Annotated in this window: 21 protein-coding genes; 7 read left to right on the top strand and 14 right to left on the bottom strand. The window is 64.8% G+C overall.

What is annotated here, in order from left to right; genetic code table 11:
* The 7 genes from ZAL01S_RS02820 to ZAL01S_RS02790 form a co-directional block, all read right to left on the bottom strand.
* Positions 1 to 411 (bottom strand): cytidine deaminase, encoded by a 411-nt coding sequence (locus ZAL01S_RS02820; RefSeq protein ID WP_066079460.1) that lies wholly within the window; start codon positions 409 to 411, stop codon positions 1 to 3.
* 2 nt (positions 412 to 413) lie between these two features.
* Positions 414 to 1,697 carry an ABC transporter permease gene (locus tag ZAL01S_RS02815; protein ID WP_066079457.1) on the bottom strand — a complete coding sequence of 428 codons (1,284 nt, stop codon included), beginning with the start codon at positions 1,695 to 1,697 and terminating at the stop codon, positions 414 to 416.
* Positions 1,694 to 3,034 (bottom strand): ABC transporter permease, encoded by a 1,341-nt coding sequence (locus tag ZAL01S_RS02810; protein WP_110467112.1) that lies wholly within the window; start codon positions 3,032 to 3,034, stop codon positions 1,694 to 1,696. The genes ZAL01S_RS02815 and ZAL01S_RS02810 overlap by 4 nt, the downstream gene beginning before the upstream one ends.
* A gap of 8 nt (positions 3,035 to 3,042) precedes the next feature.
* Positions 3,043 to 4,539, bottom strand: coding sequence for an ABC transporter ATP-binding protein (locus ZAL01S_RS02805; protein ID WP_066079454.1), 1,497 nt, complete (start codon positions 4,537 to 4,539; stop codon positions 3,043 to 3,045).
* Positions 4,540 to 4,693: 154 nt separating this feature from the next.
* On the bottom strand, positions 4,694 to 5,776 hold the full coding sequence (locus tag ZAL01S_RS02800) for a BMP family lipoprotein (protein WP_066079452.1): 1,083 nt from the start codon (positions 5,774 to 5,776) through the stop codon (positions 4,694 to 4,696).
* A gap of 169 nt (positions 5,777 to 5,945) precedes the next feature.
* The gene (locus ZAL01S_RS02795) at positions 5,946 to 7,025 is read right to left on the bottom strand and encodes a BMP family lipoprotein (protein WP_066079449.1); all 1,080 of its coding nucleotides are present in this window, start codon (positions 7,023 to 7,025) and stop codon (positions 5,946 to 5,948) included.
* A gap of 67 nt (positions 7,026 to 7,092) precedes the next feature.
* On the bottom strand, positions 7,093 to 8,220 hold the full coding sequence (locus tag ZAL01S_RS02790) for a mannose-1-phosphate guanylyltransferase (protein ID WP_066079859.1): 1,128 nt from the start codon (positions 8,218 to 8,220) through the stop codon (positions 7,093 to 7,095).
* A 78-nt stretch (positions 8,221 to 8,298) separates the two neighbouring features.
* On the opposite strand from ZAL01S_RS02790, the gene ZAL01S_RS02785 reads away from it, so the two are divergent.
* The 5 genes from ZAL01S_RS02785 (at position 8,299) to ZAL01S_RS02765 (ending at position 13,129) form a co-directional block, all read left to right on the top strand.
* Positions 8,299 to 9,513 carry a glycosyltransferase family 4 protein gene (locus ZAL01S_RS02785; protein WP_083523002.1) on the top strand — a complete coding sequence of 405 codons (1,215 nt, stop codon included), beginning with the start codon at positions 8,299 to 8,301 and terminating at the stop codon, positions 9,511 to 9,513.
* Positions 9,514 to 9,633: 120 nt separating this feature from the next.
* Positions 9,634 to 10,071, top strand: a complete 438-nt coding sequence (gene sdhC, locus ZAL01S_RS02780) for a succinate dehydrogenase, cytochrome b556 subunit (protein ID WP_260103584.1) — start codon at positions 9,634 to 9,636, stop codon at positions 10,069 to 10,071.
* 12 nt (positions 10,072 to 10,083) lie between these two features.
* On the top strand, positions 10,084 to 10,521 hold the full coding sequence (sdhD, locus tag ZAL01S_RS02775; RefSeq protein WP_066079447.1) for a succinate dehydrogenase, hydrophobic membrane anchor protein: 438 nt from the start codon (positions 10,084 to 10,086) through the stop codon (positions 10,519 to 10,521).
* A gap of 34 nt (positions 10,522 to 10,555) precedes the next feature.
* Positions 10,556 to 12,364, top strand: coding sequence for a succinate dehydrogenase flavoprotein subunit (sdhA, locus tag ZAL01S_RS02770; protein WP_066079444.1), 1,809 nt, complete (start codon positions 10,556 to 10,558; stop codon positions 12,362 to 12,364).
* Between the two features lie 21 nt (positions 12,365 to 12,385).
* Positions 12,386 to 13,129: a succinate dehydrogenase iron-sulfur subunit gene (locus ZAL01S_RS02765; RefSeq protein ID WP_174519453.1), complete on the top strand. Its 744-nt coding sequence runs from the start codon at positions 12,386 to 12,388 to the stop codon at positions 13,127 to 13,129.
* A gap of 106 nt (positions 13,130 to 13,235) precedes the next feature.
* Here ZAL01S_RS02765 and ZAL01S_RS02760 read toward each other — a convergent pair whose 3' ends face one another.
* Positions 13,236 to 14,873 (bottom strand): putative PEP-binding protein, encoded by a 1,638-nt coding sequence (locus ZAL01S_RS02760; protein WP_066079437.1) that lies wholly within the window; start codon positions 14,871 to 14,873, stop codon positions 13,236 to 13,238.
* 73 nt (positions 14,874 to 14,946) lie between these two features.
* Here ZAL01S_RS02760 and ZAL01S_RS02755 point away from each other — a divergent pair, with 73 nt between their 5' ends.
* Both ZAL01S_RS02755 and ZAL01S_RS10220 read left to right on the top strand, forming a co-directional pair.
* Positions 14,947 to 16,266: a YihY/virulence factor BrkB family protein gene (locus ZAL01S_RS02755; protein ID WP_066079434.1), complete on the top strand. Its 1,320-nt coding sequence runs from the start codon at positions 14,947 to 14,949 to the stop codon at positions 16,264 to 16,266.
* Positions 16,267 to 16,295: 29 nt separating this feature from the next.
* Complete coding sequence (locus ZAL01S_RS10220) at positions 16,296 to 16,457, top strand: hypothetical protein (protein ID WP_159421552.1); 162 nt, start codon at positions 16,296 to 16,298, stop codon at positions 16,455 to 16,457.
* 9 nt (positions 16,458 to 16,466) lie between these two features.
* Here the strand turns inward: ZAL01S_RS10220 and ZAL01S_RS02750 are convergent, their stop codons facing one another.
* From ZAL01S_RS02750 to ZAL01S_RS02725, 6 genes are all read right to left on the bottom strand, one after another.
* Entirely contained in the window at positions 16,467 to 17,462 is a 996-nt protein-coding gene (locus ZAL01S_RS02750; protein WP_066079431.1) for a hypothetical protein, read from the bottom strand.
* Between the two features lie 73 nt (positions 17,463 to 17,535).
* On the bottom strand, positions 17,536 to 18,426 hold the full coding sequence (locus tag ZAL01S_RS02745; protein ID WP_066079428.1) for a hypothetical protein: 891 nt from the start codon (positions 18,424 to 18,426) through the stop codon (positions 17,536 to 17,538).
* A gap of 33 nt (positions 18,427 to 18,459) precedes the next feature.
* Entirely contained in the window at positions 18,460 to 20,346 is a 1,887-nt protein-coding gene (locus tag ZAL01S_RS02740) for a WXG100 family type VII secretion target (protein ID WP_159421551.1), read from the bottom strand.
* A 79-nt stretch (positions 20,347 to 20,425) separates the two neighbouring features.
* Positions 20,426 to 21,205, bottom strand: coding sequence for a hypothetical protein (locus ZAL01S_RS02735; protein ID WP_159421550.1), 780 nt, complete (start codon positions 21,203 to 21,205; stop codon positions 20,426 to 20,428).
* Positions 21,206 to 21,260: 55 nt separating this feature from the next.
* On the bottom strand, positions 21,261 to 23,018 hold the full coding sequence (locus tag ZAL01S_RS02730) for a hypothetical protein (protein ID WP_159421549.1): 1,758 nt from the start codon (positions 23,016 to 23,018) through the stop codon (positions 21,261 to 21,263).
* A 115-nt stretch (positions 23,019 to 23,133) separates the two neighbouring features.
* On the bottom strand, positions 23,134 to 24,145 hold a 1,012-nt coding region (locus ZAL01S_RS02725; RefSeq protein WP_159421548.1), incomplete at its 5' end, for a hypothetical protein.

The raw sequence follows: 24,145 nt of genomic DNA, 5'->3' as shown, positions 1-24,145 counted from the left end.
TCACTGTGCGTATTCCTCCAGTTGGCGCGGCCCGAATGCATCCGGGAGCACCTCGTCAATCGTCTTGATGCCAGACACCGTATCGAGCAGCATCCCCTCGGTCGAGTGCTCGTAAAGCAACTGACGGCAACGTCCACACGGCATAAGGCGGTCCCCATCACCGTTCACACAGGCGAAGGCGACGAGCTTGCCGCCACCGCTCATGTGGAGGGCGCTCACGAGCGCGCACTCCGCGCACAGCGTGAGGCCGTAGGACGCGTTCTCGACGTTGCAGCCGGAGATGATACGGCCGTCATCCACGAGGGCAGCCGCACCCACCGGGTACTTCGAGTAGGGCGCGTAGGCGCGCGTCATGGCCTCGCGTGCCTCGGCGCGCAGGAGCTCCCAGTCGATGGCTGGCGTGCCAGTCACGGCTAGGCCTTGAGGTAGGGCTTGCCAGCTGCGGCGGGGCCGCGCGACTGGCCCACGAAGCCTGCCACGGCAAGGATCGTCACGATGTACGGGACCATTGCCATGAGTTCCGAGGGGATCTGCGACCCGACCTGGCTCGCGAGGGTCTTGAGGTTCGTCGCGAAGCCGAAGAGGAGCGCAGCGAGCGTCGCGTAGACCGGGTGCCAGCGGCCGAAGATGAGCGCGGCAAGGGCGATATAACCCTGACCGGCGGACATGTCCGCACCGAAGGAACCGACCGAACCGAGGGTGAAGAACGAACCACCGGCACCGGCGATCGCACCCGAGAGGAGCACGTTCCAGAACCGCGTCCGGTTCACGTTGATGCCGACCGTGTCAGCAGCCTTCGGGTGCTCACCGACCGCGCGCATGCGCAGACCCCAGCGGGTGCGGAACACCGCGAAGGTGAGCAGCGGCACGAGCACGAGCATGAGGTAGATGATCGGCGTGTTCGCGAACAGGAGCGGGCCGATGATCGGGATGTCCGAGAGGAACGGGATCTCCCACACCGGGTACTTCGGCGGCGAGTTCGTGAACTCGGGGTTGCGGACCATGACACTCGAGTGGAGGAACGAGGTGAGGCCCGAGACGAGCATGTTCACGACGACACCAACGACGACCTGCTCGACGATGTACGTGATCGAGAAGACCGCGAGGATGACCGAGACGAGCACACCCGCAACGATCGCACCGAGAAGGCCGAGGAAGCTCGAGCCGGTCATCGAGGCGATGAGCGCCGAGGTGAAGGCACCCGCAAGGAGCTGACCTTCAATCGCGATGTTCACGACGCCGACGCGCTCCGAGACAAGGCCCGCCATCGAACCGAAGATGAGCGGCGTCGAGAGCGCGAGGGTACCGGTGAGCAGCCACGTCAGCGGCACGTTCTGGTTAGCACCGACGAAGAGGATGAGCGCCGTGATCCAGAGGATGCCGAAGACCGTCGTCAGCCAGAGCGGCGTGCCCTTACGGTCACGAATGCGCATGGCCGAGTAGGTGGCGATACCGAGCAGGATGACGCCAATGATGACGTTCGTGAGCATCGTCGGGGCGAGGATCGGGGCAAGCTCGATCGGCACGCTCGGCGAGTTGAGGTCGATGCGGCTCGTGGCGCCGCCATCCACCATGAGCCCGAAGGCAATGAGTGCGACGAGCGCGAACAGGGCGAAGGCGATAGGCGCCTTCCAGTTGCGCTTCGAGCTGACGCTGGTCTCGGTGGCGTCCGGGGTCACCGTGGTTGCCGTGCTCATGCCTTGGCCTCCGAGTTGATGTCGTTCGTGGTGGTGTCTGCACTGTCGGCTTCGACGGCCGTGGCCGTGCTATCCGCTTCAACAGCAGCGTCAATGCCTGCAGCGGCCGCAACCTCGGTGGCGTCAGCCTTGCCGCGCGAAACGCGCACGCGGTCGAGGAGCGAGACACCGGAGGGCGCTGGCAGGTGGAAGATCGCGCGGATGAGCGGGGGTGCCGCAATGAAGAGCACGATGAGGCCCTGGATGACCGCGACGATGTCGATCGGAATGTTCTCGGCGACCTGCATCGGGAACGAGCCCGCCTTGAGCGCACCGAAGAGGAGACCCGCGAGGACGATGCCGACCGGGTGGTTCGCGCCCAGGAGCGCCACCGTGATCGCGTCGAAACCGATCCCGGCATCCACATCCGGCGTGTAACCGGCGGTTGCGCGGCCGAGCACCTGCGTGGCGCCAGCAAGACCGAGGAAGGCGCCCGAGAGGGCGAGCGTGATGACCGTTGTGCGCTCAACGTCGATACCTGCGGTACGGGCCGCGTGCGGGTTGAAGCCGACGGCACGGATGCGGAAACCAGTCGTCGAGCGGTCCATGATCCACCAGTAGGCGATCACGGCGAGGATCGAGAGCACGAAGCCGAGGTCGAGGTTGCCAATGAGCTTGGGCAGCTCGGCGCTGTCGAGCACCGGCTTCGCCTTCGGGTTACCGCCAGCGCCCTCCGCCTGGAAGAGCGGGGTCTTGAGGAGGAAGGTGATGCCCCAGAACGCCACATAGTTGAGCATGATCGTGACGATGACCTCGTGGGCGCCGGTCTTGGCCTTGAGGTAGCCGACGATGCCCGCCCAGATCGCGCCACCGATGAGACCGGCGAGGACGGCGACGATGAGGTGGATGACCGGCGGCAGCGGCACACTCGCGGCGATGAAGCCCGTGAAGAGCGCGGCGAGGATCATCTGACCGCGACCACCAATGTTGAACAGGCCCGCGCGGAAGCCGATCGCGATACCGAGACCGGCCGAGATGAGCGGCGTCGCCCACATGAGGGTCTGGGTGAGCGGCTGAAAGCCGGTGCGCGGCGAGAAAATCGCGCCCTCCCACAAGGCGCGGAAGGCACCGGCGATGACGTTGAAGGCCTCGGTGAAGGTGTCGCTGGGGCGTGCGAAGAAGTAGCCAGCGGCCTTCTGGACGTCCTCATTCACGACCACCACGAGGAGCGAGCCGATGAGGAGCGCGAGGAGGATCGCGAGGATCGAGCGGACGACGCCGCCGCCCAGCACGTCACGCCACACGCCTGCCCACGGGGACTGTTCTGTGGTGGGAAGGTCCTTGTTTGTCGAAGTCATTTGCGTGCTCATTCCGTGATACCCGCCATCATCTGACCGAGTTTTTCGCGGGAGGTCGTGGGTTCCACGATGCCCATGCTCTTTCCCTTCACCATGACCATGATTCGGTCGGCAAGGTCAACCACCTCATCAAGCTCCGTGGAGACGATGATGACGGGGATGCCCGAGTCGCGGACCTTCACGATCTGCTCGTGCACGAACTCGATCGAGCCGACGTCGAGACCGCGCGTCGGCTGCGAGGCGATGAACATGCGCAGTTCGCGGCCAAGCTCACGCGCGAGCACGATCTTCTGCTGGTTACCGCCCGAGAGGCGACCAGCCGGGGTTTCGATCGTCGGCGTGCGCACGTCGAAGGCTTCCACCGAACGGTTCGCGAACTCGGTGATCTCGCTGAAGTTGAGCGCGAGGCCCTTCGAGAAGGGCTTGCGGTCGGCGCGGTCGAGGACCATGTTCTCGGCGATCGTGAACTCGCCGACAATGCCGTCCACGGTGCGGTCTTCAGGCACGAAGCCGACACCCGTGTCGAGCACCTGCTTGACGCTGCGACCGATGAGTTCCTTGCCGTCGAGCTTGATGGAGCCGTGCGTGCGCGGCTGAAGGCCAAGGATCGCCTCGGTGAGCTCGGTCTGGCCGTTGCCCTGAACACCGGCGATGACGAGGATTTCGCCCTCGCGAACAGTGAAGGAGAGGTCATCCACCTGCTTCGCGCCCTGTGCGTCAAAGACCGTAAGGTGCTCGACTTCGAAGGTCGTTTCACCGATCTTCGGTGCAGCCTTGTCGACGCTGAGGTCAACGGCGCGGCCGACCATCTTGGCGGCGAGCTCTTCGTTCGATTCCGTCGGGAGCGCCGTACCGACGACCTTGCCGCGACGGATGACGGTAATGCGGTCGGCCACCTCGCGAACCTCACGCAGCTTGTGGGTGATGAACACGATCGAGGTGCCAGCCTTGCGAAGCTCGTCCATGATTGCCATGAGCTCGTCGGTCTCTTGCGGCGTGAGCACAGCGGTCGGCTCGTCGAGGACGAGGATCTCGGCGTTCCGCGAGAGCGCCTTGATGATCTCGACGCGCTGCTGTGCACCCACGGGGAGGTCTTCCACGAGAGCGTCCGGGTCAATGTCGAACCCGAAGCGGTCGGAGATTTCACGCACCTTTGCGCGGGCGGCATCGAGGTTGAGGATGCCAAACTTGGCGGGCTCGTGGCCGAGCATGAGGTTTTCGGCGACCGTGAAGACGGGGACGAGCATGAAGTGCTGGTGCACCATGCCGATGCCAGCGGCCATTGCGTCGCCGGGGCCGGAGAAGTGCTGCGGCTCGTCATCGAGCAGGATCTCGCCCTCGTCGGCCTGATAGAGGCCGTAGAGCACGTTCATGAGCGTGGACTTGCCGGCGCCGTTTTCACCGAGCAGCGCGTGCACTTCGCCCGGTTCCACGACGAGGTCGATGTGGTCATTCGCGGTGAAGGCGCCAAAGCGCTTCGTGATGCCGCGGAGTTCGAGTTTCATTGCACTCGCCTTACTCAATACGTCCGTGAATTGCTTGCGTAGGGGTTCGCAGGGATGAGGGCCCACAGCCCCTGGGAAAGCCTAATGTCCAAGTAACATTTCGGCACGAGAACAGGGAGCCGCGATGTGCGACTCCCCGTTCAGATTCGCGTCCTTATGCCTTCGGCGAGGAGGGCGAAATGTCCTTGATCTTGCCGGAGATAATGTCGGCCTTGAGCTGTGCGAGCTCATCGGTCATACCTGCCGGAAGCTTCGACTCGAAGGCACCGAAGCTGGCGAGGCCAACACCCTCGTTCTCGAGCGTGCCCGTGTAGGTACCGCCCTTGAAGCTGCCGTCAACCGACATCTTGATGGCTTCGAGCACCGACTTGTCCATCGACTTCGTGATGGAGGTCATAATGATGTCCTTGTACTGGGTCTCGCGAGCAGCGAGGTCCGAGTCGACACCGATGATGTAGGCCTCCTGGCCCGACGCCTTGATCGCCTCAGCACCACCCTGGTAGAGCGGGCCACCGACGGGGAGGATGATGTCGGCCTTCTGCGAGAGGAAGCCCTCGGTGATCTGCTGAGCAACCGTCTGGTTCTCGAAGTCACCAACGAACTGGCCGGTCTGCGCCTTGACGTCCCAGCCGAGGACCTTGACGTCCTTGCCCTTTTCCTTGTTGTAGTGCTCAACACCCTTGGCGAAGCCGTCCATGAAGATCGTGACGGTCGGGATCGCCATGCCGCCGTAGGTGGCAACAACACCGGTCTTCGAAGCACCAGCAGCTGCGTAGCCAGCAAGGAACGCAGCCTGAGCAGCGTCGTAGTTGAGGCCGAGGACGTTGTCTGCCTTGATGGCGTCGTAGTCGACGATGGCGAAGTCAATGTTCGGGTTCGCGGCAGCCGCAGCCTCGGTGGAGTCAGCGAGCATGAAGCCGACCGGGATGATGACGTTGCAGCCCTGCTGAACCATGGCGGTCATGTTCGGCTCGAAGTCGTCGGGCGACTTCGACTCTGCCTCGAGGGTCTTGATGCCGAGCTGCTCCTGCGCCTGGAGGAGACCGTCGTGCGAGAGCTGGTTGAACGACTTGTCGTCGAACCCACCCTGGTCCGAGACCATGCAGGCGGTGAAGTCGCTCGCACCGGCGGCACCGGGCTGTGTGGCCTCGGGTGCCTGACCACAGGCCGAGAGCGCGAGGGAAGCGAGGGCAACGGTGGCCACTGCACCGATGCGCTTGGAGTTCGTGAATGCCACGGGCAAATCCTCTCTGAGTCACGGCTGGGCCGTGCCGGGGTACGCGTTTGCGCACGAGTTTGTTTCAGCGTAAATCGTTCAGCTCACACTCAGGAAGCGCGTTCGATGGATCGCGATAGAAGTGTTGTAGAAGTTACGCAGATCTTGTAGAAGATGAACAGGACGTGAACTAAGCGATCTTCGGCGAGGACTGCGACTCGACCTTGATCTCACCCGAGGCGATCTTCGCCTTGAGGTCGTCAATCTCGGCCCTGAGTTCCGCCGGAACCTTGCTGTCCCAGTCGTGGTACGGAGCCAAGCCGACACCCTCGTTCTCGAGCGTGCCGACCGTGTTGCCACCGGTGAAGTTGCCGTCGATCTTCGACTTCATGACCTCGAGGATGGCGGGCTTCATATGCTTTTCCACCGTCGTCACGAGGTACGGCTTCATGTCATCAGCAAGGAGGTTGTAGCCGTCGGCGTCCACCCACACGATGCCAATGTCGTCGCCATGTTCCTTGGCCGCCATGACAGCACCCTCGCCAGCCTGTGCCGCCACCGGCATGATGATGTCGGCGCCCTGCGAGATGAGACCAGCGGCGACCGTGCGCGCGGTGCTCGAGTTTGTGAAGTCGTCGGTGAATGAGCCCTTCTGGGTCTTCGCGTCCCAGCCGACGAGCTTGATGTCCTTGCCCTTGGCCTTGTTGTAGTACTCCATGCCGGCCTGGTAGCCATCCATGAACACCGTCACCGGGGGCTGGTTGCCGCCACCGAAGGTGCCGATCGTGCCGGTTTTCGTGAGGCCAGCCGAGAGGTATCCGGCGAGGAAGGCCGCCTGAGCGGTGTCGTGGACGATCGAGCGGACATTGTCACCCTCGACGATCTCGTCAACGATTGAGTACGCAATCTCGGGGTGTGCCGCGGCGGCAGCCTTCGTGGCATCCGCGAGCTCCCAACCGACCGTGACAATGTAGTCACAGCCAGCGTTCGCCATGGCGTCGAGGTTCGTCGTGTAATCGTCCGGCGACTGCGAGACGGTCTCGCTCGTCTGGATGCCGTACTCGGTCTTCGCTGCTTCGAGCGACTCGTGCACGGCCTGGTTGAAGGAACGGTCCTGGATGTTGCCGCTGTTCGCGACCATGCAGGCGTGGAGGTCCGATTTGGCGCCCGTCACACCGCCTTCAGTGGCGGGAGCAGCCTGGCAGGACGACAGCGTCAGCGCTGCGATCGCCGCAGCCGCGACAGATGCAAAAACTCGTTGCGTGTTCATGCCCGGATACTATTCCAAGCTGTGAATTCGCCCAGGCGTTTGTGGACTCCCCACTGAACACGCCGCGCTAGAGCACCTCAGGGTGTGGGGACTCCTTCAGCTTGCCGACGAGTTGCTTCACCTGCTGCGCCTTCTGACGCGTGGTCACAAGGATCGCGTCATCCGTGTCGACAATGACGACGTCCTGGATACCGGCGACGGCGATGACGCGGTCAGTCTTCGAGAGGACGAGACCCGTGGCCTCGTGGCCGATGACTCGCTCTTCATCACCCATCACGACGAGGTGCGGGCTCTCCCCGGCTGCAGCCTGCTCGATCTGACGAAGACGCGACACGGAGGCGAAGTCCCCCACGTCATCCCACTGGAAGAAGCCCGGAATGACCGCGAGCGCACCCTTTGCTGCGGCAGGCTCAGCGACCGTGTAATCGATGGCGATCTTTTCGAGGGTCGGCCACACGCGGGCAACAACCTCCTCGCGGGCGTCCGTGTCCCAGGCATCCGCGATCTCGTTGATGCCAGCCGCCAGCTCGGGGCGGTTCTCGGCGAGCTCTTCGAGCAGGCGCTCCGCGCGGGCGATGAACATGCCCGCGTTCCAGAGGTATTCACCGGAGGCGAGGTAGCGGCGGGCGGTGGAGGCGGCGGGCTTTTCAACGAAGGCTTCGACGCTGCGCGCAGACGGTGCGCCCTTGATTTCGAGCGGGGCACCGGCACGGATGTAGCCAAAGGCGGTCGAGGGTTCGATGGGCTGGATGCCGATCGTGGCGATCATCCCGGCATCCGCAGCACGGACCGCTTCGCGGACCGCCGATCGGAAGCGGGAGAGGTTGCCAATGAGATGGTCGGCGGCGAAGGATCCGATAATTGCGCCCGGCATGCGGCGCTCGAGGATCGCTGCGGCAAGACCGATCGCCGCCGTCGAGTCGCGGCCCTCGGATTCGAGGACGACGTTCTTGTCGAGGAGTTCCGGCAACTGCTCACGGACGGCTTCGCCATGCGCGGCGCCGGTGACGACCAAGATGCGTTCGGGTGCGCACAGCGCGACGAGTCGATCCCAGGTGTCGGCGAGCAGGCTCGAGCCATTCCCCATGACGTCGTGCAGGAACTTCGGCGATGCGGCACGAGAAAGAGGCCACAGCCGCGAGCCGACACCACCGGCCGGGATAACGGCAACGAATCGATCCATCGCGTGACTCATGCCCATCACTGTACGTGCGGACCAGAGTTCGAGAGCCGTTTACCCGCGGGTTGAGACGAAAGACGTACCCTGGACGCTATGCGCGTCGCCATCGTCACCGAGAGCTTCCTGCCGACGATCAATGGTGTGACGAATTCCGTGTGTAAGGTCCTCGACCATCTCGCCCTCCGCGGCCACGATGCGATCGTCATCTGTCCGACCGCTGGCGCACCGAAGCGCTACAAGGGGTTCCGGGTCCACGAAGTGCCGACCATTACTTATCGCCAGTTCCCGGTGGGCGTTCCGAACACGCGCGTACAGAAGCTTCTCGACGACTTCGCCCCTGACATCGTCCACGTCGCCAGCCCCATGTTCCTTGGCGCTGAGGCGATCGCCGCCGCGAAGCGTCGCGGCATCGGCACGGTCGCCATCTTCCAGACGGATGTCGCGGGCTACACGCGCCGCAACAACCTCGCCGCCATGGAGGGCGTTGCCTGGCAAGTCATCCGCTGGATCCACAACGGCGCCGACCTCAACCTCGCGCCGTCGAGCTCCTCGATCGCAGACCTCCAGCGCGCTCGCGTCGGGAACCTCAAGCTCTGGGGCCGCGGCGTCGACCTCGAGAGCTACCACCCGCGCCACCGCCAGACCGACACGGTCGCACGCCTGCGCCAGCGCATCACGAACTCCCCCGATGAGGTCGTCATCGGCTACGTGGGCCGCGTCGCGCCCGAAAAGCAGGTCGAGCGCCTCGCCGCCCTCCGCGGCATCCCGAACATCAAGATCGTCATCGTCGGCGACGGCCCCTCGATGGACTCGGTGAAGAAGGCCCTCAAGGGGATGCCCGTCCACTATGCGGGCAAGCTCTCCGGCAAGGACCTCTCCTACGCCTACGCAAGCTTCGACATCTTCGTCCACACGGGCACTGAAGAGACCTTCGGCCAGACGATTCAAGAGGCGCACGCTGCGGGCCTTCCCGTTGTTGCTCCCTACGCAGGCGGCCCGATCGACCTCATCAGCCACGGCGAAGACGGCTACCTCTTTGACCCCTTCAGCGAATGCGACGCCCACCTGCGCCGCTGCGTCGAACACCTCGTCGCGAACGCCGACGCCCGCGCCCGCATGGGCGAGGCAGGCCGCCGCCGTGTCCTCGACCGCTCCTGGGAGAGCGTGTGCGACGAGTTGCTCGGTCACTACGGGGATGTCATCACCAAGCGCCGCGGCGGAGAAGCCCGCGAACGCGCGCTCTCGCTCACTGCGGACGATGACGCCCTCATCGAAAGTGAGCAGGTCCTGGAGAACGGGGTAGGCTAGAGGCTGATTCCTGCCGTTCGTCGGTCACACCGCCCTCGGTCGCTACCGCCCACGACAGGCTTCGGTTCGGGGCGTCCCCCACGTCCCTGACGTCGCCCACCCATCTGAGAGGGGATTTGCGTGACCACAGTCACGACGGAAGCCAAGAACTCCTCGGGAGCCAACGCCCCGAGCTCGACGAAGAAGACCCACCGCGGCGGCACACTCTACCGCGGCACGGAAGGCATGTGGTCGTGGGTGCTGCACCGCATCACGGGTGTCTCGATCTTCTTCTTCCTCCTCGTTCACGTGCTTGACACGGCACTCGTGCGCGTGAGTCCGGAGGCCTACAACGCGGCCATGTCCGCCTACAAGACGCCGATCATGGGTCTTGGTGAGTGCGTCCTCGTCGGCGCGATCGCCTTCCACGCCATCAACGGTATCCGCGTCATCCTCATTGACTTCCTCCCGGGCGGTGCACGTCACCAGCGCCTCATGTTCTGGATCGTCATGGGCCTGTGGGCTCTCACGATGGCAGGCTTCCTCCCCCGTCACCTCATCAACGTTTTCTCGCACTAAGGGGGCACTCACATGACGATCGATTTCATCGAATACCCGCGCGCTCCCAAGACGAAGAAGACAAACTGGGAGAAGACCGGCTGGATGTTCATGCGCGGCTCCGGTGTCGTGCTGGTCATCCTCATCTTCGGCCACCTCTTCACGAACCTCATGGTTGGCGACGGCATCAAGGCGATCGACTTCGCCTTCGTCGGCGGCAAGATGTCGGACCCGTTCTGGAAGGTCTGGGACTCGCTCTTGCTCGTGCTCGCGTTCATTCACGGCGCGAACGGCATGCGCACGATCATCAACGACTACATCTCGGGTAAGGGCCTCAACAAGGGCCTGCAGCTCACGCTCGGCATCGTCACGATCGTCATGATCGTGCTCGGTCTCCTCGTGATCTTCACCTTCGACCCGTGCCCCGCGAACTCGCCGGCAGACCTCCTGCCGAAGTTCTGCGCCGCTTAGTCGCCCGAACGAAGAATTAGGAACAGAAGCTCTCATGGCAGCTCAGCAGATCAAGGACGTGCAGGTCATCGACGGCGTGCACTACCACCAGCACGAAATCATCATCATCGGCGCCGGTGGCGCCGGCATGCGCGCGGCAATTGAGGCCGCCCAGGGTGCCGACACCGCCGTCATCACGAAGCTCTACCCGACGCGTTCGCACACCGGTGCCGCGCAGGGTGGCATGGCAGCAGCCCTCGCCAACGTTGAAGAAGACGGCTGGGAGTGGCACACCTACGACACCATCAAGGGTGGCGACTACCTCGTCGACCAGGACTCGGCAGAGATCCTCGCGAAGGAAGCCATCGAAGCCGTCATCGACCTCGAGAACATGGGTCTCCCCTTCAACCGCACGCCGGAAGGTAAGATCGACCAGCGCCGCTTCGGTGGCCACACGCGCGACCACGGTAAGGCTGCCGTCCGCCGCGCCTGCTACGCCGCTGACCGCACCGGTCACATGATTCTCCAGACGCTCTACCAGAACTGTGTCAAGCACAACGTCAAGTTCTTCAACGAGTACTACGCCCTCGACCTCGTCATGAACACGGTTGACGGTGTGGAGCGTCCCGCCGCTGTTGTCGCCTACGACCTCAAGACCGGCGACATCCACGTCTTCCAGGGCAAGGCCTTCATCTTCGCTACGGGTGGCTTCGGCAAGGTCTTCAAGACCACCTCGAACGCGCACACCCTCACCGGTGACGGTATGGGCATCATCTGGCGCAAGGGCCTCCCGCTCGAGGACATGGAGTTCTACCAGTTCCACCCGACCGGTCTCGCAGGCCTCGGCATCCTCCTCACCGAGGGCGCTCGCGGTGAGGGTGCCATCCTCCGTAACGCCTCGGGTGAGCGCTTCATGGAGCGCTACGCACCGACCATTAAGGACCTCGCCCCGCGTGACATCGTCGCCCGCTCGATGGTGCAGGAGGTCCAGGAGGGCCGCGGTGCTGGCCCGCACAAGGACTACGTGCTCCTCGACTGCACCCACCTCGGTGCTGAGGTCCTCGAGACGAAGCTCCCGGACATTACCGAGTTCGCCCGCACCTACCTCGGCGTCGACCCGGTCGTCGAGCCGGTTCCGGTCTACCCGACCGCGCACTACGCGATGGGCGGCATCCCGACGAACAACGCCGGTGAAGTCCTCCGCAACGACGAGGAAGCGGTCGTCCCCGGCCTCTACGCCGCTGGCGAATGCGCCTGCGTCTCGGTGCACGGTTCGAACCGTCTCGGCACGAACTCGCTCCTCGACATCAACGTCTTCGGTAAGCGTTCGGGCCGCAACGCGGTCGAGTACGTGAAGACCGCCGAGTTCGTTCCGCTCCCCGAGAACCCGGCTGCGAACCTCCAGGGCATGCTCAACGCGCTCCGCGCGAACAACGGCACCGAGTCGGTCGCCGGCATCCGCCGCGAACTCCAGGAGACGATGGACGCGAACGCTCAGGTGTTCCGCACGAAGGAAACCCTCACCGAGGCGACCCGCGTCATCCACTCGCTCCGCGAGCGCTACCGCAACATCTCGGTGCACGACAAGGGCAAGCGCTTCAACACCGAACTCCTCGAGGGCATCGAGCTGGGCTTCCTCCTCGACCTCGCCGAGGTGCTCGTGTACTGCGCCCTCAACCGTGAGGAGTCGCGCGGTGGTCACATGCGTGACGACTTCCCGAAGCGTGACGACGAGAACTGGATGCACCACACGATGGCGTACCTCACCGGCGACCGCACCTCGCCGAACCCGTCCGACCACATCAAGCTCGGCAAGAAGCCCGTCCGCATGACGCGCTACCAGCCGCAAGAACGCAAGTACTAGGCCGAAGGGATTCCGCACAGCATGTCAGACAACACCGCTGCGCCCATCGAGGCGCCGAAGCCCTTCACGGTCACGCTCAACATCCGCCGGTACAACCCGGAGTTCGACGCTGAGCCGTACTGGCAGTCCTTCGACGTGGAGATGTACTCCACCGACCGCGTCCTCGACGCCCTCCACCGCATCAAATGGGACCAGGACGGCTCGCTCGCCTTCCGTCGCTCCTGCGCGCACGGTATTTGCGGTTCGGATGCCATGCGCATCAACGGCCGCAACCGCCTCGCCTGCAAGACGCTCGTGAAGGACCTCGACGTCACGAAGCCGATCTACGTGGAGGCGATCAAGGGTCTTCCGCTCGAGAAGGACCTCATCGTCGACATGGAGCCGTTCTTCAACGCGTACCGCGAGGTGCAACCCTTCCTCCAGGCTTCCTCAAAGCCCGAGAAGGAGCGCCTCCAGTCGGTGAAGGACCGCGAGCGCTTCGACGACACCACGAAGTGCATCCTCTGCGCCGCGTGCACGACCTCGTGCCCGGTGTTCTGGACCGACGGTCAGTACTTCGGCCCGGCCGCGATCGTGAACGCACACCGCTTCATCTTCGACTCGCGCGACGAGGCCTCGCAGGTTCGCCTCGACATCCTCAACGACAAGGAAGGCGTGTGGCGCTGCCGCACCACCTTCAACTGCACCGAGGCATGCCCGCGTGGCATCGAGGTCACGAAGGCAATTGCCGAAGTGAAGCAGGCCATGATTCGCGGTCGCCGCTAAGCGACACCGCACACGCGAAGCGCCGGTTGGGTTCATCCCGACCGGCGCTTCGCTGTTTGAGGTAGTTGGCTGTTGGAGACAGTTCGCTGCCCGAGGTAGTTGACGGTTACGGGTAGTTGGCGAGGGTGCCGAGTGCGCGCTGAGCCGCAGCTTCGGCATCCTCAAGGCGAAGGCCCGTGAGCTGTTCTCGCACCTTGGCGAGAGCACTCGGTGCCATGGAGAGGCTCCGGATGCCGAGCCCAACGAGCAGGATCGCAAGTTCCGGGTTGCGGGCGCTCTCGCCGCAGACGCTCACCGGCACGCCCGCTTCATCCGAGACTTCCTGGATGTGCTGGATCATCGCGAGCACTGCCGGGTGGTCGTGCAGCTGCAGCGGGTGAAGGTCGGCGTTCGTGCGGTCGACGGCGATGGTGTGCTGCACGAGGTCGTTCGTGCCGATCGAGATGAAGGCCGAGTCGGCGAGGAAATCTTGCGCAGTGAGCGCGCCAGCAGGCGTTTCGAGCATGGATCCGAGGCGTCGTACGCCCGCTTCGTCAGCGATCTCTCGCACCCGGTGAAGCTCGACCGGGGTGCTCAGCATGGGCACGGACACCCACAGTTCCGCGCCGCTATTGCGTTCGGCTTCCGCGAGCGCTTCGAGCTGGTCGCGGAGGATCTGCTCTCGGGCAAGGAGGGCACGCACACCGCGCACGCCGAGGGCCGGGTTCATTTCGCCACGCACGCCAAGGAACGGCAGCGGTTTGTCGGATCCCGCGTCAAAGAGGCGAACGAGGAACTTCGCGCCAGGCATCTCGGCGAAGGCGCGCTCGTAGCAGACCCGCTGCACCTCGCGCGAGGGTGCCGCATCCCCCGTGAGCAAGCCCTCGGATTGGATGAGGAGCTCCGTACGCAAGAGGCCGATACCCTGCGCGCCAAGCTCACGCGCGCGGGTGACGTGACTCATGGAGGCGACGTTCGCGAGCAGTTCAATCTCGGTGCCGTCGGCAAGCACTGCTGGCGTGGGGCCGCCCACTGGTTCTGGTTCGCGAGGACGCGGACGGGGAGCACTCACGCGGGCATCCTCTGGCGCGGGCTCCACAACGCCCTCGCTCGCATCCAGGCGCAGCTTCGCACCATCGCGCACCTCTCGAGCACGAGCCGCACCCACCACGGCTGGGATACCGAGTTCGTTCGCGATGATCGCAATGTGCGAGGTTTGCGAGCCTTCGAGCGTGACAAGGCCCAGCACCTGCTCCGGGTCGAGATCCACCGCAGCACTCGGCGGAATGTCGCGTGCGAGCAGAATGTGGGGGTGGCCTGGGTTCGGGAGCGGGATGACGCGGTCGCCGTTGAGCGAAGCGAGCGCCCGGTGCTTGAGGTCGCGAAGTTCGACGGCCCGCTCCGCGACGATGCCGCCAAGCGCCTCGAATTCGTCAATGAACTCATCGAAGCTTGCTGCGAGGGCCGCCGCTGGGCTCGTCCCCTCCCGCATGCGGGCAGCTGCTTCCTCCAGCAAGGTCGGGTCGTTCACGAGCGCGAGCTGCCCATCGATGAGTGCAGCAATCGCGGCCGGGGCTCCTGCGCGCCGGGCCGTCAACTGCGTCGAGACGTGCTCGAGCGCCTCGCGGATGTCACCGAGACCATCACCCTCTCGCGCCTCTGCCGTCGTCTGGGCATCCACGCGCGGTCGGCGGAACCAGACGGCCGGGCCGGTCACGATGCCCTCGCCGATGCCGGCCCCGAAATACTGTGCCTGTTCGTCCACGCGACCACTGTACGGGCAGCATGCACGGGCTTCACCCACGGAAATCCCTGACTTACATGTCAGGGTGGGGTGCGTGAGTGAAAGAGGCAAGAGCACCCCGCGCGGCGCGACGAATGTCGATCTCATCGAGCGCGAAGAGCCCGAGATCAAGCACACGATGTTCCCGCGATACCCCGAGGCGCCCGCTGGCGCGAGCGCGATGGAGAAGCTGAAGCTGTTCCTCGCATGGGTCACCTCGACCCGGCCGGTGCGCGTGTTCAAGCACTTCGGGCAGCAGAACGGGTCGCTGCTCGCGGGCGGTATGGCCTACAGCGCTATCTTCTCCCTTTTCGCCGGCATCTGGGCCATCTTCTCGGCGATGGCGCTCCTCATCGCCGACGATCAAGGCCTCAAGGATCTGATCCTCGGCGGCATGTCCGATGCGGTGCCCGGCCTTGTCGGTGAGGACGGCGTCATCAAGCCGTCCACGCTTGACCAGGCCGGTGGCAAGACCTTCGGCATCATGGGCATCATCGCCCTCATCGGTACCTTCTGGACGGCGCTCGGCTGGCTCGCTGGTGCCCGCGCCGCGATCCGCAAGATCTTTGAGGTGCCAGTCTCGCCGCCGACGAACTTCGCCCTCCTCAAGCTCAAGGACCTCGGCGTCATCATCGGCTTCGGCCTCATGATGATCGCCTCGACCTTCCTCACCGTGGCAAGCACGGCCGCACTCAAGTGGCTGCTGAGCATCCTCGGTATCGGCGAAGACGCCCCCATCCTCACCTTCGTGCTGCGCGTGCTCGCGATCTGCATCGTCATTGCCGCGGATGCCGTCATCATGGCGCTCCTCGTGCGCGTCCTCACGGGGCTCCGCATCCCGAAGCGCACGCTCATGATCGGTGCGCTCATTGGCGCGGTCGGCGTGCAGATCCTCAAGCAGCTCGGTTCGGCGCTCCTCGGTGGTGCAACGAGCAACCCGATCGCGGCATCCTTCGCGGTGCTCCTCGGTGTGCTCATCTTCTTCAACTTGCTTTGCACGGTGCTCCTGCTCACCTCCTCGTGGATCAAGATCACGATGGATGACCTCGGCACCTCACCCCGCAAGCTCACCGCGGAAGAGGCGAATCAGGAGGCCGAGGAGGCAGAGATTGAGGCCCGCCGCGAGCGCCTCGCCGCCGACCGCATCCGCCTGCGCGAAGAGCTCCAGACCGCGCCGCGCTTTGGCCGCTCCAAGCTTCGCCGCGAATACGAGCGCGTCATCGAAGAGGAGCGTAAGCTCCACGAAGAGGACACGCGCCGTCGCCTCGGCCTCAACACGGCGGGCGAGCCGGAGGCCGAAGGCGTCAACGACGATGACGCCCCGAACGAGCCGTCCACGGCCGCCGAGGGACGCGAAGAGCCGCAGCACCGCTAACTGAGATAGCTCGGAAGGTGATGAGTTACATGGAAGATCCCGCCGGGGCACCGCTTATCGGGGCGAGCCGCAAAGTGGCTGATGCTGCTTCAAACGGGCCCGTTCGCAAACGGACACTCGTCAAGGTGCTCGTCTTGGCAGGACTGCTGGGAACCGCGGCGCTCACACTCGCCGCGACCCTCATGAATTAGGGCACTGTGTTACGCCGGGATCTCGGTGCCGAAGCGAGCCGAGAGGTCGGTCGTGGCGATCGCGAGGATGCGGCTGAAGATGAGCTCGATGACCGGGCGCATCGCGGCTTCCTCGCGGTACTGCTCCAGCGGGGCAGCGTTCGCGAAGGCATCTACACCCTGGAGCGTGCCGCCGTGGACGGCGTGGTACTCCTGCACGAGGCGGATCGCGACGATCGAGCCCGAGCGGTAGACGCTCGCCATTGCACCCTTCGCGACACCGTCGCGGAACTCGACGAGGGCCTTCGCGCGAGCCTCATCGCCCTGCTCACCGGCGAGCGCCGACTTGAGCTCCTCCGGCACCTGGCGGATGGCGTGGGCGATCGTGTTGCGGACGGATTCCACAATGCCGGGCCAACCCCAGGCATCCATGAGCGGGCGGATGTCCTCCGGAAGTGCACCCTTCGAAGCAAGCACCTCGGTGAAGCGTGCATCGGCGTCCGGGTTCACGGCGTGCGTGGCGTCATCCGTCGAAGCAGCACCGGCCGACTGCTCGGCGAGGCCACGGCGCGGGTACCAGGCCGGGATCATCATCGGCTCGCGCGGGAAACGCTCGAGCTCGGCGAGGAACTGGTCGTCGCTCGGCGAGTCAACGGCGCCGTCGCGCGTGTCTGGAGCCCACGGGAAGCCTTCCTGGTCGCCCCAGTAGAAGCGGCGGTCCCAGTTGTAGTTTGTCTCGAGCACACCCTGCGGGGTGAGCGACATCGAGACCGAGATCCATGTGCCGCGGCCCGGCTCGGCCATCCCCTCGCGGAGTTCACGAAGCGCGTCGTGGACGTCCTTCGGCTGCGACACCGTGCGCGGCTGACCGTCAATGTCAGCAGCGATCGTCGACGAGTAGATGATGCCGCCTGCCTCGGCCCAGAACAGCTGGGCGCTCGTCCACTGGCCCTCAGGCATGGCTTGGAACCAACCTCGCGCGATGCGGTTCATGCACTCGTTCAGGCGCTCGGTGTCCATTGCCATGCTGTTCTCCTGATGATGATCGTGGCGGTGTTGGGGTCAGGGTACCGCCCCCGGATAAACCCTGGGATGTCGTTTATGAACGGATGACGCGCGCTTCAACAAGCGCTTCGACAGCGTCGTCGAGGTGGTTCGTGACCTCGGCGAAGGCTTTCTCGGCACGCTCGTCATGTGCGTCCAGTGCTTCGGCGATCGTCCCGCTCGATGCGAAGGATGCCACGCTTGAGCCGGACAGTGCCGCCCACGCAGCGAACAGCTCGGCAAGCGGCTTCTGCTTGAGCTCGTCGAAGAAGATGCCGGGGACGTTGTCGGCGATGATCTCGCTCATCGACTCAAACTCGATGCTCTCAGCGGGTTCCCGAAGGCCGCGCACCATGCCGCGCTGCCCCTCAACGAAGCGCTCCATCGCGAGCGTGAAGTCGCGAATCCACTCGCCCCAGGGAGCCGTGGAAGCGACCGCGGCAAGCTGCTCGGGCACGGCGCCGTTCGGGTCAAACACCTGACCCTGGTCTTCGAGCTTGGAACCGGCAATCCACGACGGGAGGTGCTCCGGCGTGCGTCGCTGCCCGATCGTGAACTCTTCGAGCCAGGCTTCGTCGTTCGGGTAAATCTTCTTCTGGTTCTTCGGCGGTACCACCGGGGCACCCTGGTGGGTGCCGAAGTAGCGGCGCTCGTCCCAGTTGCGGGTGAAGGTGCAGCCTTCCGGAGTGATATCGCCGCGGATCGAGATCCACACGCCTTCCTCGGCACGACGTTCACGAACGTGCGCGAGACCGACGGCCTGCCAGATCGGCGCGTGGATCGGGAACACCTCGCGGGTGCCGTTCGCGTCTTCCCACCAACCCTTGAAGTCGCCCTCCGCGCCGCAGAAGCTGGCTTCGAAGCTCGCCCAGACTGCCTCAGCAGGAAGGTCCCCCCGCCACGCAGCCTCCATTGCTTCGTTGTGCGTGCGTTCGATCTCCGTCATCGTGTGGGCTCCTGTCTGCACTGGGTGTGGATGCTACGGCTTCACAACACCCGGGCCATCCGGGATGGACATGTCCATCGGCTGACCGTTCCTACCGTGCAGGATGATCGGTTCCCCAGTGCGCGCGTCAGTGACGTCAAAGGTGTGCCGGATGGCCGGGCCCGACACGACCGTGTTCGGGTCGTTCGGAGCCTGCAGGTGGCTGAACTCCGTGCGGCGTTCCACGATGATGGGGCGGTCGACGGAGGCTTCCGCACGGAAGGCCTCTTCGATGCCGAGCTGCAGTTCACCGTTCGCGTAGCGGTTCTGCGGAATCTGGTTGACGTCCTCGAAGGGTCCCATCGTGCCGCGGCCGTGCGCGTGACCCGCACTCGGCACTTCGACGCCCTGGTTGAGGCCACCCCACGCGGAGCTGCGAGCATCCGTGTGCTTCACAAACTGGCCAAGCTCGTGGTCGAAGTCCTTGCGCATGAACATGCCGTCAGTACCTTCCCTCGGCGCGAAGGTGTCGACGTGGAAGCGGTTGTAGTCGGGCACGCCGAACTCGTTTGTCTCGATGACCGTCTTGCCGCCGTCCAGTACGTAGCGGTGGTCGGGTTTGAAGGGCATACCCTCGGGACCACTACCAACAAGGAGGTCCTTGTTGTAGCCGCCGGTGGCCGAGCTCCAATGGTGCGAGACCTGGTCCGACGTAAAGGTGCGGCCGGAGGTCGACACGAGGTTGCCGTCGGCGTCGATGTGGGCACCTGTGTCGTAGGGGCCGCGCCAGCGCTCCATCTTCCAGTCCACCGCGCCCTGCTCGAGGGTGCGGGGCGAGTCGAGGACGTCGGGGCTCATGCCCTCCTTCGTGTTCCACTCCATGCGGCCAAAGTCCGGGTCGGCCTTGTGGATGGGTGCGTGGTCGGCACGGTCGAGCGTCGAGGGGTCGATGCGGCTGGCAGCGGCGGCTTCGTCGGCGCCACCGGCGACATCGTCAACGCGGCCAGCGGCTCCGGCGTTGTCGGCAGCCCACGGGGCGTTGTCGGCGGCACGCGCGGCATCCGTGGCGGCGTCCGCAGCATGACCGGCATCACCCGCGGCGTCGGCAACACGGCCGGCGTCGCCAGCGGCATCCGCGATGCGGCCCGCATCGCCTGCAGCATCCGCCACACGGCCCGCGTCAGCAGCGGCATCAGCCACGCGACCGGCATCCGCGGCGACGTCCGCCACACGGCCAGCGTCGGCGGCGACATTCGCAATGTGTCCGGCGTCCGAGACGGCACCAGCCTTGGCGAGCATCTTCGCCTCACCAACACCGATGAACATCGAGCCGATGTTCCAGGTGACCTTGCCGAGCGCGGCTGCCGGGTCCGACTTCCAGGTGTCCCAGGCGAGGAAGTCTTTGCCGACTTCCTTCCACGTGTTGCCGAGCGTCCCAAGCGACCAATTGCCGTTCTGGTCGAAGCCTGCCAGGGCGCCAAGACCGCGCCAGCTGTTCTTCATCGTGTCCCACGACCAGCCGTTTTCGTCAAAGCCCATGAGCGCGCCGAGGCCCTTAATGTCACCCCAGATGCCATCCACGACAAGGCCCTTGAAGAATCCACCGATCGCGTTGCCGGCACTCTTCAGACCGTTGCCGACCGACTGGGCGCAGCCTTCGTGCCCGTTGCCGGGCTGGCTCGCATCCTCCTGGTCGCCCGCCTGACGCTCAAGGTCAGCGCTGATGCCTTCAAGGACGCCACCGAGTGCGCCAAGGTGTGCAGGAATGACGGTGCCCCAATTTGCGCGGTACAGCGTCGCGTCAACACCGAGCCAGCGGACACCTGCAATCTCCGAGCCAACCGTGGCACCGCTCGCTTCGAGTACGCCTGCGGCCGTACCAAACTCGGCGCCGACAACGCGTAGCTCGTCGGGGTTTGCACCAAACATTCCAGTGGCCATCGGGGTCCCTCCTCCGCAACAACCGTAGAGGCGGGCTCCCGCGCTGTCGTTGGGGAGAACTCCCCATGACGCAGACGGCCTAGACCGTCACGCCGGTGAGACGAAGATCGATGAGCTCGTTGAGGATGCCATCGGCTTGTTCGGCGAGCGCATCGTTGCCGTCCGGCTGTGCCCAGTGCGCAAACTCGATCGGGATGTTCTCGAGGATTGCTTGACGCGCGTGGGCGTCCGGCCCCTCTTCGATGAGTTCCCGGACGATCTCGGGACGCTTCGCGACCCATTCTGCGAGGCGTCGATCAAGTTCCGGAATCCACGACGACCACGGCTCCGACGTGGCGAGCTCGGCCAGCCGACCCGTAAGCGGGGCCTCAGTATTGAGCTTCGGATGCACCGTCGTACTCTCGCGCGGCAGCCAGTCGGGCCAGTGTTCGTCGTCGCGCGGATACCAGCCGCCCGTCATCTCATCGCGCCAGGTATCGTCGCTCGGACGAATCTCTTCTCCCTGCGCTGGCGGCTCGAAGGGGGCGCCCGGGTGATCGCCCCAGTACGTGCGCGTCGAATGCTCACGCGTGAAGGTCATGGTGTGGCCGTCGAATTCGCCCTTCAGCAGAATCCACGCGCCCTTACCCGGCCCCGATTCACGCCACCGCGCCTTGCTCGCGGCCGTCCGGAGTGAGGGCTTCACTCGCTCCTGGTGTTCGGCACCGTCTGCACCCGTCCACCATTGGCGGCTCCACACCACCGAGTTGCAGAGCGACACGACGCATCGAGCGGAGGTCGCCTCGGCGGGCAACGCTTCACGCCAGAGCTCAACGAATACGGCGTCGTTGGCGTGCGGATCCTCGTTGACGTCCATCATGCTCCTCTCGGGGACCGTACAGGGACGCTATCAAGCGCCGGCCGCGAGTATCCGGTTACGGCGCAGGCTGCTGACCCGGGTGGAAGTGCTCCTGGAAGGTGAGGTCGATGGCGTCACCAGGCTTGACGCCGAATTTGTCGGAGTTCTTCGTCGCGATGAGCTCGTCATACTGGGTGCCGTCCGCGCCCTTGATGTTGAAGCTGTACTCGGTAGCCGGCCCGGTACCGCCATTGCCGACGGTGGTGTGACGCTCGACGACGTAATAGTCCTGACGCGGAAGTTCGGCGGACTTCCCCTTCTGCGCCTGCTGGAGCTCGTGTTCGATCATGGCCTGGTAGTTGTTCGCCCGATCGGACTGCGGTCGCACGGCAATGTCCTCATTGGCGCCACGGAGCGAGGCGGCATCAGAGTGGCCTCGCCTCGGGTCGACGAGACCCTCGTTCATGTCACCCCAACGGTCAGCGCCTGCCGGAGTCGGCGAGCCACCTCCCTTTCGGAAGGGCTCTGAGTTGCTGAATGGAGCACCGTCCTGACCGGAAACGTTGTCAACGATGTGGCGGTCGTACACGGGCACGCCGTGTTCGTTCGTTTCGACAATGTGCTTGCCGTCGTCCAGGACGTAGCGGTGGTCCGGCTTGAACGGCATTCCGTCTGGGCCATTGCCGACCTTGAGGTCTGGATCGCCCTTACCAGTGGTGGTGGTGTAGTGGTTGCTCACGTTTTCCGGCGCGAATTCACGGCCCGAGGTCGAGATGATGTTGCCAGTTTCGGGGTTAATGCGCGCACCCGTGTCGTATGGCCCGTTGTGCATGGCCATCTTGTCGGCATCCGCGCCATCCACGCGGCCGCCCGTGTTCGCGACATCGGGGCTGTAACCGTCTTCGTTGCTCCACTTGGATGCGCGCTCGGCGGCTTCATCCGAAACCTTGCCGGCCTCATCGGCGGATCGCGAGGCACCCGCGTTGTCCCCATCCCAGGGGGCACGATCAGCGGCCTTGCCGGCATCGGCAGCGTCACCGGCCTTCTCGGCAGCACGACCTGCGTCGCCAGCATCGCCTGCAGCATCCGCGACCCGACCGGCATCCCCCGCGGCATCGGCCACGCGTCCTGCGTCCGCGGCAGCATCGGCAACCTTGCCTGCGTCCGCCGCCGTACCCGCCTTGGCGAGGATCTTCGCTTCACCGACACCAATGAACAGCGATCCGACGTTCCAGGCAACCTTGCCGAGGGCTCCGGCCGGGTCGGTCTTCCACTGATCCCAGGCGAGGAAGTCCTTGCCGACTTCCTTCCACGTGTTACCAAGGGTGTCGAGTGACCAGTTGCCGTCCTTATCGAAACCGATGAGACCACCCATGCCCTTCCAGGTGTTCTTCATCGTCTCCCACGACCAGCCGTTCTCATCGAGACCGATGAGCGCGCCGAGGCCCTTGAGGTCGCCCCAGATGCCATCGACGAAGACCCCCTTGAGGAATCCACCGAGCGCATTGCCGGCACTGCGGAGACCGTCGCCGACCGACTTCGCACAACCTTCGTTGCCGTTACCGGGCTGGCTCGCGTCCTCCTGGTCGCCCGCCTGACGCTCGAGGTCGGTGTTGACCGTCTCGAGCACACCACTGAGTTCAATCAGATGGCTCGGAATGGTCGTCCCCCAGTTCGCTCGGTAGAGCGTTGCATCGACGCCGAGCCAGCGAACACCGGCAATCTCGGCGCCCACCGTCGCGCCACTTGACTCGAGCAATCCTGCAGCCACACCAAACTCACCACCAACGGCACGTAGTTCGTCGGGGTTTGCACCAAACATTCCAGTCGCCATGCGGGATCCCTTCGTCTGTAACAACCGTAGAGGCCGAGGCCAGTGGTGTCAGTGGTGAGAACTCCCCATGGCCGACCGGCCATGGGGAGTTCTCGAAGGGTCTTTGACGAACGAATTAGCGGTTCGTGAAGCGCTCCTCGATCGTGAGCGGGAGCGGCTGACCGTCCTTCTTCGGGACCCAGGGTTCACCCGTCTCCACCTGCGTGATCGTGAAGCGGTGCTCGAGCGGCGGGCCACTCACCGCGCGAGACGGGTCACTCGCGTGTTGCATCGTGTCGAAGGTCGTGTGCCGCTCGAGCAGCAACGGGCCATCACCTCGCCCGATCCCCTCGCGGATTGCCATCTCAATGTTGTTCTGTAGCGTTCCATTCGTGTAGCTGGCCTGCGGGATCTGGTTGATGTCCTCGTACGGACCACGGAAACCAGCACCCGAACCATGCCCGCGGTTCGGCGTCTCAAGACCGTGGTTGAGCGAGCCCCAATCCGAGCTGTCAGCGTAGGTGGCCGGGCCACGGTATGCCTTCGACTTGGGCGCCAGCTCGTCCACGTACGAGCGGTTGTAGACGGGAGCGCCGTACTCATTAGTCTCGATGACCGTCTTGCCGCTGTCGAGCACGTAGCGGTGGTCGGGCTTGAAGGGCGCACCCTCCGGACCGTTGCCGACCATGAGGAGGTCATTCCCCTTGCCCGTGCTCGAAGTCCAGTGGTGCGAAACCTGGTCCCCAGTGAAGACGCGGCCCGAGGTCGAGACGAGGTTGCCGTCACCGTTGATCGTCGCGCCTGTGTCGTAGTGGCTCTGGTGCAAACCCATCTTGCGCGCGTCGCCACCGTCGGGTCGGGGCCCCTCGACGACATCCGGGCTCACGCCATCCTTCGTGTTCCACTCCATGCGGCCGAAGTCCGGGTCGCCGTGGTTCACGAAGTTGCGGTTGGCGCGCTCGAGCGTCGACGGGTCGACGTCTGCGTGACGGCCCGCATCCGCAGCGGCATCGCCGCTCTCGTCAGCCAAGCGACCAGCGTCGGCAGCATCATCAGCGTGACGGCCCGCGCCGACGGTGTCCTTCGCCCATGGGGCATCGTCAGCAAGCCGGCCAGCGTCACCAGCCGTGTCAGCAAGGCGACCCGCG

This window comes from [Zimmermannella] alba NBRC 15616 (genome assembly GCF_001570905.1).
GTDB classification, from domain to species: domain Bacteria; phylum Actinomycetota; class Actinomycetes; order Actinomycetales; family Microbacteriaceae; genus Pseudoclavibacter; species Pseudoclavibacter albus.
This window is presented reverse-complemented; position numbering and strand designations above follow the sequence as displayed.